Source organism: Streptomyces toyocaensis, assembly GCF_000725125.1.
GTDB lineage: Bacteria > Actinomycetota > Actinomycetes > Streptomycetales > Streptomycetaceae > Streptomyces > Streptomyces toyocaensis.
Genome location: NZ_JFCB01000029.1, coordinates 41,742 through 57,662 on the forward strand (window position 1 = coordinate 41,742; position 15,921 = coordinate 57,662).

Annotated in this window: 13 protein-coding genes; 11 read left to right on the forward strand and 2 right to left on the reverse strand. The window is 71.0% G+C overall.

Annotated elements, in window-relative coordinates:
• Positions 1-6 precede the first annotated feature (6 nt).
• Together BU52_RS25825 and BU52_RS35800 are read right to left on the reverse strand one after the other, a co-directional pair.
• The gene (locus tag BU52_RS25825; RefSeq protein WP_037938598.1) at positions 7-954 is read right to left on the reverse strand and encodes a hypothetical protein; all 948 of its coding nucleotides are present in this window, start codon (positions 952-954) and stop codon (positions 7-9) included.
• Between the two features lie 263 nt (positions 955-1,217).
• The gene (locus BU52_RS35800) at positions 1,218-1,385 is read right to left on the reverse strand and encodes a hypothetical protein (protein WP_167343543.1); all 168 of its coding nucleotides are present in this window, start codon (positions 1,383-1,385) and stop codon (positions 1,218-1,220) included.
• A 181-nt stretch (positions 1,386-1,566) separates the two neighbouring features.
• Here BU52_RS35800 and uvrC point away from each other — a divergent pair, with 181 nt between their 5' ends.
• From uvrC to pgi, 11 genes are all read left to right on the forward strand, one after another.
• Positions 1,567-3,651 (forward strand): excinuclease ABC subunit UvrC, encoded by a 2,085-nt coding sequence (gene uvrC, locus BU52_RS25830; RefSeq protein WP_037938599.1) that lies wholly within the window; start codon positions 1,567-1,569, stop codon positions 3,649-3,651.
• The gene (gene rapZ / locus BU52_RS25835) at positions 3,648-4,652 is read left to right on the forward strand and encodes an RNase adapter RapZ (RefSeq protein ID WP_037938602.1); all 1,005 of its coding nucleotides are present in this window, start codon (positions 3,648-3,650) and stop codon (positions 4,650-4,652) included. Before uvrC ends, rapZ begins: the two co-directional genes overlap by 4 nt.
• A complete protein-coding gene (locus tag BU52_RS25840; RefSeq protein WP_037938604.1) occupies positions 4,649-5,716 on the forward strand; it encodes a gluconeogenesis factor YvcK family protein in 1,068 nt (355 codons plus the stop codon). Before rapZ ends, BU52_RS25840 begins: the two co-directional genes overlap by 4 nt.
• Complete coding sequence (gene whiA, locus BU52_RS25845; protein ID WP_037938607.1) at positions 5,707-6,696, forward strand: DNA-binding protein WhiA; 990 nt, start codon at positions 5,707-5,709, stop codon at positions 6,694-6,696. Before BU52_RS25840 ends, whiA begins: the two co-directional genes overlap by 10 nt.
• Positions 6,697-6,841: 145 nt before the next feature.
• Complete coding sequence (locus BU52_RS25850; RefSeq protein ID WP_037938609.1) at positions 6,842-9,796, forward strand: M14 family metallopeptidase; 2,955 nt, start codon at positions 6,842-6,844, stop codon at positions 9,794-9,796.
• 226 nt (positions 9,797-10,022) lie between these two features.
• Positions 10,023-11,030 carry a type I glyceraldehyde-3-phosphate dehydrogenase gene (gene gap, locus BU52_RS25855; protein ID WP_037938614.1) on the forward strand — a complete coding sequence of 336 codons (1,008 nt, stop codon included), beginning with the start codon at positions 10,023-10,025 and terminating at the stop codon, positions 11,028-11,030.
• Between the two features lie 146 nt (positions 11,031-11,176).
• On the forward strand, positions 11,177-12,388 hold the full coding sequence (locus tag BU52_RS25860) for a phosphoglycerate kinase (RefSeq protein WP_037938617.1): 1,212 nt from the start codon (positions 11,177-11,179) through the stop codon (positions 12,386-12,388).
• Positions 12,389-12,394: 6 nt separating this feature from the next.
• The gene (gene tpiA, locus BU52_RS25865; RefSeq protein ID WP_037938619.1) at positions 12,395-13,171 is read left to right on the forward strand and encodes a triose-phosphate isomerase; all 777 of its coding nucleotides are present in this window, start codon (positions 12,395-12,397) and stop codon (positions 13,169-13,171) included.
• Between the two features lie 95 nt (positions 13,172-13,266).
• Complete coding sequence (gene secG / locus BU52_RS25870; protein ID WP_235216422.1) at positions 13,267-13,503, forward strand: preprotein translocase subunit SecG; 237 nt, start codon at positions 13,267-13,269, stop codon at positions 13,501-13,503.
• A gap of 222 nt (positions 13,504-13,725) precedes the next feature.
• Positions 13,726-14,061 (forward strand): RNA polymerase-binding protein RbpA, encoded by a 336-nt coding sequence (locus BU52_RS25875; protein ID WP_003957010.1) that lies wholly within the window; start codon positions 13,726-13,728, stop codon positions 14,059-14,061.
• Positions 14,062-14,198: 137 nt separating this feature from the next.
• A complete protein-coding gene (gene pgi / locus BU52_RS25880) occupies positions 14,199-15,851 on the forward strand; it encodes a glucose-6-phosphate isomerase (RefSeq protein WP_037938622.1) in 1,653 nt (550 codons plus the stop codon).
• Positions 15,852-15,921 lie beyond the last annotated feature (70 nt).

Genomic DNA, 15,921 nt, shown 5'->3' on the forward strand with positions numbered 1-15,921 from the left:
GGTGGGTCAGTCCCAGTCCCAGGCGATCCCCACGTAGCCCGACCGCAGACGCGGTTCCACCAGGTGCACCGAGCGGTGCCGTCCGCTGAGCGGCAGCTCCTGGCGCCCGCCGCGCGGCGCCGCCGCCGAATGCTGGGTGAACCGGTGACAGCGCACCGGGAGCACCCCGGAGTCGAAGCACACCTGGAGCGCGTACTGGCCACCGGGGGAGTCCGCCCCGCGCAGGTACTCGCGTGAGACGCCGGCCGTGCCGTCCTCGACGGCGTAGCGGAAGAGGAAGGTGTCACCGGCCCGCAGCCGGGTGTCGAAGAGCAGCTCCGCGGCGAGCACCCCGGTGTCGTGGTGCCAGCGGACGCGGCCGGTCCGGCAGTTCTCCAGGGCGTGCACGCTCATCCGCTCCGGCGCGGAGCCGGGGCCGCCGTGGTACACGGCCACATAGCGGTCGACACCGTCCCGGTGCGCGCGCACTATGTGGTGCGACTCGCGCTCCGCCAGCTCGCGGCGCGTCCCTATCCGCACCCGCTCGTGATGCCCGAGGGTGTGCAGCCCGCCGTCGCGCCGGGTGCCGAACTCGGCCAGCAGCCGGTCCAGCACGCCCGACGCCTCCACCAGCGAGCGGTAGGACCGGCCGGGGGAGCGACGGTCCGCCGTGCGCCCGTCCGGCTCGGCGAGCAGCCGGATCAGCGATTCCTCCGGCAACTGAAGGATCTCCTCCAGCGCCCGTACGGCGCGCAGCGACTCCGGGCGCTGCGGGCGGCGGGCGCCCTGCTGCCAGTAACTGAGACTGGTGACGCCGACCTTCACGCCGCGGCGCGACAGATGGTGCTGCACCCGCTGCAACGGCAGCCCCCGCGCGGCGATCGCGGCGCGCAGGGCGACGTGGAACGGTCCGCCGCGCAGGGCCGAGTCCAGTTCCGCGGTGGCGACGTCCGCGTGCTGTGTGGCGTGCGGCATGCAGGGGCCTTTCTGTGAATGTCCACAACGGCTGGTCAGACCGTTCGCGCGGGGCATCCCGGGGCCCACCCCCGCCGGCGCGGCGGAGCCTTCACATCCGTACGCCGCCGTTCAGGGACCCGAGTTCCCCCGCATTGAAGCGTGTTGACCAAGTCCCGACAACACCTGAGTCCCCACGGCGGCGCACACCCGCCGGGGGCCGCGCCGGCCTCGGGCCGGCACGGCCCCCGGGGCACGTACCGTGATGCGGTTTTCGTCCGGCTCTACGCGCCTGTGGCGCCGTCCGGCTCCTGGAGGCGCGGCCGCAGGCGCTTCGCGCGCACGATGTCCGGATCGCGCGGGTCGAGGGACTCGGCGAGCGCCGACGTCTCTTCCGCGTACCGGCGGGACCGGGCCGGCCGTCGTGGTTTCTCGATCCGCGTCCGTCGCATCCGATCAGCCCTCCGACTCGTGACCGCCCTCGTGGCCGCCTCCGTGCCCGTGCTCCGGTCGTCCGGAGGACGGACCCACCACCTTCCCGCTTCCCGACCGCCGTAACCCATCCGGGCCCGCCCGGGCTCCGGTGTCCACAGCCCCGCCGCGGTGTCGGTCCCCGCCAGTAGGGTGTGAGACATGGCCGACCCCTCCAGCTACCGCCCCAAACCGGGTGAGATCCCCGACTCGCCGGGGGTCTACCGGTTCCGCGACGAGCACCGCCGGGTGATCTACGTCGGAAAGGCGAAAAGCCTGCGCCAGCGCCTGGCGAACTACTTCCAGGACCTGTCCGGGCTGCACCCGCGCACCCGCTCGATGGTCACCACGGCCGCGTCCGTGGAGTGGACGGTGGTGTCCACCGAGGTCGAGGCGCTCCAGCTGGAGTACTCCTGGATCAAGGAGTACGACCCCCGGTTCAACGTCAAGTACCGCGACGACAAGAGCTACCCGTACCTCGCGGTGACGATGAACGAGGAGTTCCCGCGCGTGCAGGTGATGCGCGGTCAGAAGAAGAAGGGCGTCCGCTACTTTGGTCCCTACGCGCACGCGTGGGCGATCCGCGACACCGTGGACCTGATGCTGCGCGTCTTCCCGGTGCGCACCTGCTCGGCCGGCGTCTTCAAGAACGCCGCGCGCACCGGCCGCCCCTGTCTGCTCGGCTACATCGGCAAGTGCTCGGCGCCCTGCGTGGAGCGCATCCCCGCCGAGGACCACCGGGAACTGGCCGAGGAGTTCTGCGACTTCATGGCCGGCCGCACCGGCACCTACCTCCGCCGTCTGGAAGGACGGATGACACAGGCCGCCGAGGAGATGGAGTACGAGCGGGCGGCGCGCCTGCGCGACGACATCGGCGCCCTGAGGAAGGCCATGGAGAAGAACGCGGTCGTGCTCGCCGACGCGACCGACGCCGACCTGATCGCGGTCGCCGAGGACGAGCTGGAGGCAGCCGTCCAGATCTTCCACGTCCGCGGCGGACGCGTGCGCGGCCAGCGCGGCTGGGTCACCGACAAGGTCGAGGAGATCACCACGGGCGCCCTGGTCGAGCATGCCCTGCAGCAGCTCTACGGCGAGGAGACCGGCGACGCGGTCCCCCGGGAGGTCCTGGTCCCCGCCCTGCCGGACCCGCTGGAGCCGGTCCAGCAGTGGCTGACCGGACGCCGCGGCTCCGGCGTCTCCCTGCGCGTCCCGCAGCGCGGCGACAAGAAGGCCCTGATGGAGACCGTGGCGCGCAACGCCCAGCAGGCGCTCGTGCTGCACAAGACCAAGCGTGCCTCCGACCTCACCACACGCTCGCGCGCGCTGGAGGAGATCACCGACGCCCTGGGCCTGGACAGCGCCCCGCTGAGGATCGAGTGCTACGACATCTCGCACCTCCAGGGTGACGACGTGGTGGCCTCCATGGTCGTCTTCGAGGACGGGCTGGCCCGCAAGAGCGAGTACCGGCGCTTCCAGATCAAGGGCTTCGGGGGGCAGGACGACGTCCGGTCCATGCACGAGGTGATCACCCGCCGGTTCCGGCGCTACCTCGCGGAGAAGGAACGGACGGGGGAGTGGACCGACGGCGAGGATCCCGGTGCCGGGGACCCGGCCGGAGGCCTCGGCGAGCCGCCCGCGAGCACGCTGACCGAGGACGACGGCCGCCCCAGGCGCTTCGCCTACCCGCCGCAGCTCGTGGTGGTCGACGGTGGCGCCCCGCAGGTCGCGGCGGCCCAGCGCGCACTGGACGAGCTGGGCATCGACGACATCGCCGTGTGCGGTCTCGCCAAGCGGCTGGAGGAGGTCTGGCTGCCCGGGGACGACGACCCCGTGGTGCTGCCCCGGACCAGCGAGGGCCTCTACCTGCTCCAGCGGGTCCGTGACGAGGCGCACCGCTTCGCGATCACCTATCAGCGCGCCAAGCGTGCCAAGCGCTTCCGCTCCAGCCCTCTGGACGACGTGCCGGGCCTCGGCGAGACCCGCAAGCAGGCGCTGATCAAGCACTTCGGTTCGTTGAAGAGGCTGCGATCGGCGACAATCGATCAGATCTGTGAGGTCCCGGGCATAGGCCGCAAGACGGCCGAGACCATCGCCGGGGCCCTCGCACGGACGGCACCCGCTCCCGCCGTGAACACGGCGACGGGCGAGATCATGGATGACACGGAAGAACCCGGGCAGGCGACGGGTTCTCCCGGGGAGCCCGTGTCGACGGGCGCCCCGGACGAACGACGGGGGCAGGAGCGATGACGGAGCACGAGACAGGGCCCGTGACGGAACAGGACGGGGCGCGGCAGCACACCGGTGGGGACGGAACCCGCCGGAGCGCCCGCCAGGACGACGGAGCACAGGTGACGACGGGCAAGGAAAACGCCGGGGTGCCCGAGGCGGGCATCCCCGAGCTGGTGATCATCTCCGGCATGTCCGGGGCCGGCCGCTCGACGGCCGCGAAGTGTCTGGAGGACCTCGGCTGGTTCGTCGTCGACAACCTGCCGCCCGCGCTGATCCCCACCATGGTGGAGCTCGGCGCGCGCTCCCAGGGCAACGTGGCGCGGATCGCGGTCGTCGTCGACGTCCGCGGCCGCCGCTTCTTCGACAATCTGCGCGAGGCCCTCGCCGACCTCGACGTGCGCGGAGTGACGCGGCGGACCGTCTTCCTGGAGTCCTCAGACGAGGCCCTGGTGCGCCGCTTCGAGTCGGTGCGCCGCCCGCACCCCCTCCAGGGCGACGGCCGGATCGTGGACGGAATCGCCGCCGAGCGGGAGCTGCTGCGCGAGCTGCGCGGCGACGCCGACCTGGTGATCGACACCTCCAGCCTCAACGTGCACGAGCTGCGCGCCAAGATGGACGCCCAGTTCGCCGGCGAGGAGGAGCCGGAGCTGCGCGCCACCGTCATGTCCTTCGGCTTCAAGTACGGCCTCCCGGTCGACGCCGACCTGGTCGTGGACATGCGGTTCCTGCCCAACCCGCACTGGGTCCCCGAGCTGCGCCCGTACACCGGCCTCAACGAGGAGGTGGCGTCGTACGTCTTCAACCAGCCCGGCGCCAAGGAGTTCCTCGACCGGTACGCCGAGATGCTGCGGCTGGTCGCAGCGGGCTACCGCCGTGAGGGCAAGCGCTACGTGACCATCGCGGTCGGCTGCACCGGCGGCAAGCACCGCTCGGTCGCCATGTCGGAGAAGCTCGCCGCCCGGCTCGCCGCCGAGGGCGTGGAGACGGTGGTCGTCCACCGGGACATGGGACGGGAATGACGCGACGCACTCCGCGGCTGAGCCGGCTGCGCAGAGCGGTCCCCGAGGGCCGCGCGGGCCGGCCGGTCGAGACCCGTGGCGCGCGACCGCGCCGCCGAGGCACCCAGCCCAAGGTCGTCGCCCTCGGCGGCGGCATGGGCCTGTCGGCCTCGCTCGCCGCCCTGCGCCGGATCACCGGCGACCTCACCGCCGTGGTCACCGTCGCCGACGACGGCGGCTCCAGCGGACGCCTGCGCGACGAACTGGGTGTGCTACCGCCCGGTGACCTGCGCAAAGCACTCGCCGCGCTGTGCGGTGACGACGACTGGGGCCAGACCTGGGCCCGCGTCATCCAGCACCGCTTCCAGTCCCAGGGCGATCTGCACGAGCACGCGGTCGGCAACCTGCTCATCGTCGCCCTGTGGGAGCAGCTCGGCGACCACGTCCAGGCGCTGGACCTGGTGGGCCGGCTGCTCGGCGCGCACGGGCGGGTGCTGCCCATGTCCGCCGTGCCGCTGGAGCTCCAGGCCCTGGTCAGGGGCCACGACCCGGAGCGGCCCGAGGAGGTCGGCACGGTCCGCGGACAGGCCACCGTCGCCCTCACCCCGGGCGAGGTGCAGTCCGTGCACCTCGTGCCGAACGACCCGCCCGCCGTCCCCGAAGCGGTGGAAGCGGTCCTCGACGCCGACTGGGTGGTGCTCGGGCCCGGCTCCTGGTTCTCCTCGGTCATCCCGCACCTCCTCGTGCCCGAACTGCTGGACGCCCTCATCGAGACGAAGGCGCGCCGGGTACTCTCGCTGAACCTCGCACCGCAGCCGGGAGAAACCGAGGGCTTCTCTCCGCAGCGTCATTTGGAGGTTTTGGGACGACACGCCCCTAAACTCGCCCTGGACGTGGTGCTGGCCGACGAGGCCGCCGTGCCCGACCGCGACTCCCTGACCGACGCCGCCAAGCGGTTCGGCGCCGCGGTCGAGCTGGCGCCGGTGGCCCGGCCCGACGGAAGCCCCCGGCACGACCCGGAGCTGCTGGCCGCCGCGTACGACCGTATTTTTCGGATGCATGGAAGGATCGGCCCATGGCGATGACGGCAGCGGTGAAGGACGAGATCAGCCGGCTCCCCGTCACCCGTACCTGCTGCAGGAAGGCGGAGGTCTCCGCCATTCTGCGGTTCGCCGGCGGCCTCCACCTGGTGAGCGGGCGCATTGTGATCGAGGCGGAGCTGGACACCGCGATGGCGGCCCGCCGCCTCAAGCGGGACATCCTGGAGATCTTCGGCCATGCCTCCGAACTGATCGTGATGGCACCGGGCGGACTGCGCCGCGGTTCACGCTACGTCGTCCGGGTGGTCGCGGGAGGTGACCAGCTCGCCCGCCAGACCGGTCTGGTCGACGGCCGTGGCCGGCCGATCCGGGGTCTGCCCCCGCAGGTGGTCTCGGGGGCCACCTGTGACGCCGAGGCGGCCTGGCGCGGTGCCTTCCTGGCCCACGGCTCGCTCACCGAGCCGGGCCGCTCCTGCTCGCTCGAGGTGACCTGCCCCGGTCCCGAGGCGGCGCTCGCCCTGGTCGGCGCCGCCCGCCGGCTGCACATCGTCAGCAAGGCGCGCGAGGTGCGGGGCGTGGACCGCGTGGTGGTCCGTGACGGCGACGCGATCGGTGCGCTGCTCACCCGGCTCGGCGCGCACGAGTCGGTGCTGGCCTGGGAGGAGCGCCGGATGCGCCGCGAGGTGCGGGCCACGGCGAACCGGCTGGCCAACTTCGACGACGCGAACCTGCGCCGTTCGGCCAGGGCGGCCGTGGCCGCCGGTGCCCGGGTCCAGCGCGCCCTGGAGATCCTCGGCGACGACGTCCCCGAGCACCTCGCCGCCGCCGGCCGGCTGCGCATGGACCACAAGCAGGCCTCCCTGGAGGAGCTGGGCGCGCTGGCCGATCCGCCGCTCACCAAGGACGCCGTGGCCGGCCGGATCCGGCGGCTGCTGGCCATGGCCGACAAGCGCGCCTCCGACCTCGGCATCCCCGGCACGGAGGCCAACCTCAGCGAGGAACTGGCCGACAACCTCGTCGGCTGACGGCAGATCAGCGGACCGGCGCCGGCGCCCACTTGGGTGGCCGGCGCCGTGTGCGTGTGTCGTGGTGGCACCCTTGACTCGATCATGTTGTGTCATGAGCCTGGCATCTGTTCGCCGCTGTGGCGGACCACTCTCTGGGGGGCTCATGAGACACAGAGCGAGATCGATCCTCGCTGTCGGCACGCTCCTGATCGGCGGAGCGGGCTTCGCACCCATCGCCCAGGCACAGCCCGCACACCCCGGGGCCTCCGGCTCGGAGGAGGTCAAGGTCTTCCGAGCCGACGTGACCCGGGAGCAGGTGCCCCTGCTCCTGGCCGCGGGGCAGGACGGCCACGAACTCGGCGAGCAGGTGCCCGACAGGGGCACCGCCACCGTCGAGGTCTACCTCACCGACGGGCAGGCCGAGAAGCTGGAGAAGCAGGGCGTCGACCTCACCGAGCACACCCTGTCCGCCCGGGCGGAGAGCCGCGTCGAGGACGCCGCCGAGGGCGTGTTCCGCCCGTACGGCGGAAAGGGCGGCATCCAGGAGGAGATCCTCCGGACCGCACGGCAGCACCCCGGCCTCACCAAGGTCGTCTCCATCGGAAAGACGATCAAGGGGCAGGACATCCTCGCCCTGAAGCTCACCAAGAAGGCCAAGAGGACCCGGGACGGATCGAAACCGGCCGTCCTCTACATGTCCAACCAGCACGCACGCGAGTGGATCACCCCGGAGATGACCCGGCGGCTGATGCACCACTACCTGGACGCGTACGGGACGGACAAGCGGATCAGGAGGATCGTCGACACCACGGAACTGTGGTTCGTCCTCTCCGCCAACCCCGACGGCTACGACCACACCTTCGCCGACGACGACAACCGCCTGTGGCGCAAGAACCTGCGGGACGTCAACGGCGACGGCGTCATCGGCACCGGCGACGGCGTCGACCTCAACCGCAACTTCCCCTACAAGTGGGGCTACGACGACGAGGGGTCGTCCCCCAGCCCCACCAGCCAGACCTACCGCGGCGCGAGCCCGGGCTCCGAGCCCGAGACCAAGGCCGTCGACGCCTTCCAGAAGCGCATCGGCTTCACCTACGGCATCAACTACCACTCCGCCGCCGAACTCCTCCTCTACGGGGTCGGCTGGCAGGTGGCCACGCCGACCCCCGACGACGTCCTCTACGAGGCCCTCGCGGGCACGCCCGGCAACTCCGCGATCCCCGGCTACCACCCGCAGCTCTCCTCCGAGCTGTACACCACCAACGGCGAGGCGGACGGCCACGCGGCCAACGTCAACGGCATGGCGATGTTCACCCCCGAGATGTCGACCTGCCAGACCGCGTCCGAGGCCGACCCGGACGACGAGTGGAACCCGGGTGACTGCCGGTCGGGCTTCCACTTCCCCGACGACGAGAAGCTGATCCAGCAGGAGTTCGCCAAGAACGTCCCGTTCGCGCTCTCCGTCGCCGAGTCCGCCGCCCACCCCGACCGGCCGTCCTCCGCGGTCGGCCTGGAGGCCGCCGACTTCACCCCGGCCGCCTTCGGCACGTCGTACGCCCGCGGCGCCGGCCAGGAGGTCTCCGTCGTCGCGCGCAGGGCCGTGCGCGACAAGGAGCTGAAGTACCGGGTCGGCGGCGGCCGGACGCACGCCGTCGACCTCGGGCGCTGGCGGGGCGGCGAGCGGTACGGCGGCGAGGACAACCTCTACTTCGACGAGTACCGGGCCGTGGTGAGGCACGGCGGACCCGGCGACGAGGTCGAGGTGTGGTTCACCGGCGAGGACCGCAGGGGCAGGAAGGTCTCCAGCGAGCACTTCACCTACACCGTCGCCGAACGGCCACGCGCGGACGTCCTCGTCGTCTCCGAGGAGGGCGCGAAGGCCACCCGGACGCAGACGTACGTCGACGCGCTCAGGGCGAACGGCCGCCGCGCGGCGGTCTGGGACGTCGCCGAGCGGGGAGTCCCGGACGCGCTCGGCGTGCTGAGCCACTTCCGCACGGTCGTGCACCACACCGGTGCCGGCACCCCGGGCGTCGCCACCCAGCTCCAGCTCCGGGCCTTCCTCAACGAGGGCGGCCGGCTGATCGAGGCGGGGGAGCGGGCCGGCGGCAGCGTCGACCTCGGCGGCGGCACCCTGTCCGACGACTTCAGCCAGTACTACCTGGGCGCCTACGGCCGCACCTCGACCCCCGGCGCCACCGCCTTCACCGGCTCCGGCGGACTGGGCGGCTTCACCGGCCCGCTCGCCGACGCGCCCGGCAACCCGCTGGACCGGGCCGGCACCTACGGCGTCACCTCCGACGAGCTGCCCGCCGCGCAGTACCCGCGGTTCGCGAGCGCCGGCGCCGGACAGTTCTCCGGGACGGTCAACCCCTACGGGCCCTACGCCGGTTCCCACATGGCGGCCGCCGTGCACACCGACGACGGCTACAAGCGCCTCACCCGCACCGTCGACCTCACGGGTGTCGCCGCCACCGAGCGGCCCGCCCTGAGCACCCGGCTGCTGTGGGACACCGAGCCCGGCTACGACCACGTCGTCGTCGAGGCGCACACCGCCGGCGCCGACGACTGGACGACCCTGCCCGAGGCCGGCGGAGCGACCCGCACCACCGTGCCGGCCGAGTGCGCGGCCGGGTTCTTCATGGGCGGGCACCCCTGGCTGGAGCACTACCTGACCCTCGCCGACGACGGCTGCGCCGCGACCGGCACCACCGGTTCCTGGAACAGCCTCACCGGTTCCTCCAGCGGCTGGCAGCAGGTGGACTTCGACCTGAGCGCCTACGCCGGGAAGACGGTCGAGGTCTCGATCGCCTATGTCACCGACCCGGGCAGCGGCGGCCACGGCGTCCTCGCCGACGAGGCCTCCCTGGTGGTCGGCGGCACGGCCACCGGGACGGAGGGCTTCGAGACCTCCCTCGGCGTCTGGAGGGTGTCCGGGCCGCCCGCGGGCAGCCCGGCCGTCCTGAAGGACTGGACACGCACCGGAGCGCTGTTCCGGACGTACGGAGCGGTCACCACCGACGACACCGTGCTGCTGGGCTTCGGTCTGGAGCACCTGGCCTCCGCGGCCGACCGGTCCGCACTGCTGAGGAAGGCGCTGGCGGCCCTCGACGGGTGACACCGCACGTCGACGGAGACCGGCGATACGTGGCGGAATGGGGTGAGAAGGGGTCACCGGGAAGGGCGGTCCGTACCCTACTGACGGGTACGAACCGCCCTGCCGGGTATGGGGCAACTCGATGTCACGACCGGGGCCCCGGAGAGGTAGGGTCGACAGTGGTCGGGGACATCCCAAATACAGCTCGCCGGCGTCACAGCCGGCGTACCAACGAGGAGATCGGTTCGTGACGATCCGCGTAGGCATCAACGGGTTTGGCCGCATCGGTCGCAACTACTTCCGGGCACTGCTGGAACAAGGCGCCGACATCGAGATCGTGGCCGTCAACGACCTGGGTGACACGGCGACCACTGCACACCTGCTGAAGTACGACACGGTCCTGGGGCGCCTCAAGCAGGAGGTCTCGCACACCGAGGACACCATCACCGTCGGCGGCAAGACGGTCAAGGTCCTCTCCGAGCGCAACCCCGCCGACATCCCGTGGGGCGAGTTCGGCGTCGACATCGTCATCGAGTCGACCGGCATCTTCACCAAGAAGGAAGACGCCGAGAAGCACATCACCGGCGGCGCCAAGAAGGTCATCATCTCCGCCCCGGCGAAGAACGAGGACATCACCCTCGTCATGGGCGTCAACCACGAGCAGTACGACCCGGCGAACCACCACGTCATCTCCAACGCCTCCTGCACCACCAACTGCGTGGCGCCGATGGCGAAGGTCCTCGACGAGAACTTCGGCATCGTCAAGGGCCTGATGACGACGGTGCACGCGTACACGAACGACCAGCGCATCCTGGACTTCCCGCACAAGGACCTGCGTCGTGCCCGGGCCGCCGCCGAGAACATCATCCCCACCACCACCGGTGCCGCGAAGGCCACCGCCCTGGTGCTGCCGCAGCTCAAGGGCAAGCTGGACGGCATGGCCATGCGCGTCCCGGTCCCGACCGGCTCCGTCACCGACCTGGTCGTCGAGCTCTCCCGCGAGGTCACCAAGGAAGAGGTCAACGCCGCCTTCCAGAAGGCCGCCGAGGGCGAGCTGAAGGGCTACCTCGAGTACACCGAGGACGCGATCGTCTCCTCCGACATCGTCAACGCCCCGGCGTCCTGCACGTTCGACTCCTCCCTGACCATGGTCCAGGACGGCAAGAACGTGAAGGTCATCGGCTGGTACGACAACGAGTGGGGCTACAGCAACCGCCTCGTCGACCTGACGGTCTTCGTGGGCAACCAGCTCTGACCGTGGAGCAGGCGGCCTGATATGAGTGCAGGGCTCGGCCGGCGCGGCAACGCGCTGTCCGAGCCCTGACGCACGTATCGGAACGGTCGCCCCCTTTCGATCACGAGCGATCACGAGCGAACACGAGCTCAAGCCAGGGAGCCCCTATGAAGACGATCGACGAACTCCTCTCCGAAGGTGTCGCGGGCAAGCGGGTCTTCGTCCGCGCCGACCTCAACGTGCCGCTGGACGGCACCACCATCACCGACGACGGCCGCATCCGCGCCGTGGTGCCCACCGTCAAGGCCCTCGCCGAGGCGGGCGCCCGCGTGGTCGTGGCCTCGCACCTGGGCCGTCCCAAGGGCGCCCCGGACCCCGCCTTCTCACTCGCCCCGGCCGCCGCGCGCCTCGGTGAACTCCTCGGCGCCGACGTCGCGTTCGCGACCGACACCGTCGGCGAGTCCGCCGGCGCCACCGTCGCGGGCCTCGCCGACGGGCAGGTCGCGGTCGTCGAGAACCTGCGCTTCAACGCCGGCGAGACGTCCAAGGACGACGCCGAGCGCGGCGAGTTCGCCGACCGGCTGGCCGCCCTCGCCGACGTGTACGTGGGCGACGGATTCGGCGCCGTGCACCGCAAGCACGCCTCGGTCTTCGACCTCCCGGCCCGCCTGCCGCACTACGCCGGGTACCTCATCGCCACCGAGGTCGGCGTGCTGAGGAAGCTCACCGACGACGTCAAGCGCCCCTACGTCGTCGCCCTCGGCGGTGCGAAGGTCTCCGACAAGCTCGCCGTCATCGACGAACTGCTCGGCAAGGCCGACCGCATCCTCATCGGCGGCGGCATGGCGTACACCTTCCTCAAGGCCCAGGGCCACGAGATCGGGACGTCCCTGCTGCAGGAGGACCAGATCCCGGCCGTCCGCGAGTACCTGGAGCGCGCCGAGAAGAACGGCGTCGAGCTGGTGCTGCCGGTCGACACGCTGGTCGCCGCGGAGTTCCCCGACATGAGGACCAAGGCTCCGGGCCACCCCGCCACCGTCGCCGCGGACGCCATGCCGGCCGGGCAGATGGGCCTGGACATCGGTCCGCAGACCCGCAAGCTGTACGCCTCGAAGCTCGCCGACGCCGCCACCGTCTTCTGGAACGGCCCCATGGGCGTCTTCGAGCACCCCGACTACGCCGAGGGCACCAAGGCGGTCGCCCAGGCCCTCATCGACTCGCCGGGCTTCACCGTGGTGGGCGGCGGAGACTCCGCCGCCGCGGTCCGTACCCTGGGCTTCGACGAGCAGGCATTCGGCCACATCTCGACCGGAGGCGGCGCCTCCCTCGAATACCTCGAGGGCAAGACGCTCCCCGGCCTTGCCGCACTGGAGGACTGACCCTCAATGACCACCCGTACGCCGCTGATGGCGGGCAACTGGAAGATGAACCTCAACCACCTCGAGGCCATCGCCCACGTCCAGAAACTCGCCTTCGCCCTGGCCGACAAGGACTACGAGGCCGTCGAGGTCGCCGTCCTGCCGCCCTTCACCGACCTGCGCTCCGTGCAGACCCTGGTCGACGGCGACAAGCTGAAGATCAAGTACGGCGCCCAGGACATCTCGGCGCACGACGGCGGCGCCTACACCGGCGAGATCTCCGGCCCCATGCTGGCCAAGCTGAAGTGCACCTACGTGGCGATCGGCCACTCCGAGCGCCGCCAGTACCACGCCGAGACCGACGAGGTCGTGGGCGCCAAGGTGAAGGCCGCCTACAAGCACGGCATCACCCCCATCCTCTGCGTCGGCGAGGAACTGGAGGTCCGCGAGGCGGGCAACCACGTCGCGCACACCCTCGCCCAGGTCGAGGGCGGCCTGAAGGACCTCCCGGCCGAGCAGGCCGAGACGATCGTGATCGCCTACGAGCCGGTCTGGGCCATCGGCACCGGCAAGGTCTGCGGCGCCGAGGACGCCCAGGAGGTCTGCGCCGCCATCCGCGGCAAGGTCGCCGAGCTCTACAGCCAGGAGCTGGCCGACCGGGTCCGGATCCAGTACGGCGGCTCGGTCAAGTCCGGCAACGTCGCCGAGATCATGGCGCAGGCCGACATCGACGGTGCCCTGATCGGCGGCGCCTCGCTGGACGCCGACGAGTTCGTCAAGATCGTTCGTTTCCGCGACCAGTGAGTATGCGGTAACGACGATTCGTCGTACCCTTGCGGGGTCCAGTCCTGTGCTGGGCCCCGCGTCGTCCATCCGCATCCGAGGAAGTTGGTCCAGCCGTGGTTCTGGGGTTCTCCATCGCCCTGATCGTCTTCAGCCTGCTGCTGATGCTGCTGGTGCTGATGCACAAGGGGAAGGGCGGCGGCCTCTCCGACATGTTCGGTGGTGGCATGCAGTCCTCCGTCGGCGGCTCCTCGGTCGCCGAGCGCAACCTCGACCGGATCACCGTCGTGGTCGGTCTGCTCTGGTTCGCGTGCATCGTCGTGCTCGGCATCACGATGAAGGTCAACAACTGAGCCGAGGGCACCGTCCGCCCGCCATACCCCCCCATTCCCGACCCAAGGCCCCATGTTCGGTACGCGCAGCAGAGCGCGGCCTATCATGGGGCTTGCGTCTGGAAGCGGGGGCGGGTAACTCCTACCACTGGACGCGCGTTGGGCCTTACGTAGACTGAGGCGCTCGCAGCGAAGCGGAACGCCGACTCGCTTCGCGGCACCATCACGCAGGGAGTTACGACCGTGGCAAGTGGCAACGCGATCCGGGGAAGCCGGGTCGGGGCGGGGCCGATGGGCGAGGCCGAGCGCGGCGAGTCCGCGCCGCGGCTGCGCATCTCCTTCTGGTGCTCCAACGGGCACGAGACACAGCCGAGCTTCGCAAGCGACGCGCAGGTGCCCGATACCTGGGACTGCCCCCGCTGCGGATTCCCGGCCGGGCAGGACCGCGACAACCCGCCGGACCCGCCGCGCACCGAGCCCTACAAGACCCACCTCGCCTACGTGCGGGAGCGGCGCAGCGACGCGGACGGCGAGGCCATTCTCGCCGAGGCGCTCGCCAAACTGCGGGGCGAGATCTAGCCCCGGCGGGACGGGCCCCGGGACTCCTCCCGGACCGGTTCGCACTGCGGACTCCTTCAGTCCTCCTCACCGCTGATCAATTAGGTTGGGAACAGCCGGCACAGCGGGGACACCAAGGAAGAAGGCTGAAGTCCGAGATGAACGCAGACGGCCGTACGAGGCTCAACCAGAGGCCCGAGTGGGCCGCACTGGCCAAGCACCGCGAGGAGCTCGGCGAGGTGCGGCTGCGCGAGCTGTTCGCCGCCGACCCCGGCCGCGGCACCGGGTACACCCTCCGGGTCGGTGACCTCTACATCGACTACTCCAAGCACCTGGTCACCGACGAGACCCTGCGGCTGCTGCGGGAGTTGGCCGCCGCCACCGACGTGGCCGGGCTGCGCGACGCCATGTTCCGCGGCGAGAAGATCAACACGACCGAGAACCGGGCCGTGCTGCACACCGCGCTCCGCGCCCCGCGGGACGCGGTGGTGGAGGTCGACGGCGAGAACGTCGTCCCGGCCGTGCACGCCGTGCTCGACAGGATGGCCGACTTCGCCGGCCGGGTCCGTTCCGGTGAGTGGACCGGCCACACCGGCAAGCGCATCCGCAACGTCGTCAATGTCGGCATCGGCGGCTCCGACCTGGGCCCCGCCATGGCGTACGAGGTGCTGCGCGCCTTCACCGACCGCGACCTCACCGTCCGCTTCGTGTCCAACGTGGACGGCGCCGACCTGCACGAGGCCACCCGGGACCTGGACCCGGCCGAGACGCTGTTCATCATCGCGTCCAAGACGTTCACGACCATCGAGACGGTCACCAACGCCACCTCCGCGCGGACCTGGCTGCTCCAGGGGCTCGGTGACGACAAGGCGGTCGCCAAGCACTTCGTCGCGCTCTCCACCAACGCCGAGAAGGTCGCCGAGTTCGGCATCGACACGGCGAACATGTTCGAGTTCTGGGACTGGGTCGGCGGACGCTACTCCTACGACTCCGCCATCGGCCTGTCGCTGATGATCGCCATCGGCCCGGACCGCTTCCGGGAGATGCTCGACGGATTCCGCCTCGTCGACGAGCACTTCCGCACCGCCCCCGCCGAGTCCAACGTTCCGCTGCTGCTGGGCCTGCTCGGCGTCTGGTACGGGAACTTCCACGACGCGCAGTCGCACGCGGTCCTGCCGTACTCGCACTACCTCTCGAAGTTCACCGCCTACCTCCAGCAGCTCGACATGGAGTCCAACGGCAAGTACGTCGACCGCGACGGGCGCGAGGTGGAGTGGCAGACCGGGCCGGTCGTCTGGGGCACACCGGGCACCAACGGGCAGCACGCCTACTACCAGTTGATCCACCAGGGCACCAAGCTGATCCCGGCGGACTTCATCGGCTTCGCCGAGCCCGTCGCCGAGCTGAGTGACGAACTCAAGTCCCAGCACGACCTGTTGATGGCCAACTTCTTCGCCCAGACCCAGGCGCTGGCCTTCGGCAAGACACCGGACGAGGTGCGCGGCGAAGGGGTGCCCGAGGAACTCGTCCCGCACAAGACGTTCAAGGGCGACCACCCGACGACCACGATCCTCGCGCGTGAGCTCACGCCGTCCGTGCTCGGCCAGCTCGTCGCGCTCTACGAGCACAAGGTGTTCGTCCAGGGCGCGCTCTGGAACATCGACTCCTTCGACCAGTGGGGCGTCGAACTGGGCAAGGTCCTCGCCAAGCGCGTCGAGCCCGCCCTCACCGAGGGCGCCGAGGTGCCGGGCCTGGACGCGTCCACGAAGGCCCTGGTCGCCACCTACCGGGAGCTGCGCGGGCGGCGGTGAGCACGCCGCGGTGAGCGGGCGGCGGGGGGCCGTCCGCTTACCGTAGAATCCCCGGCGATCATCACAGCGA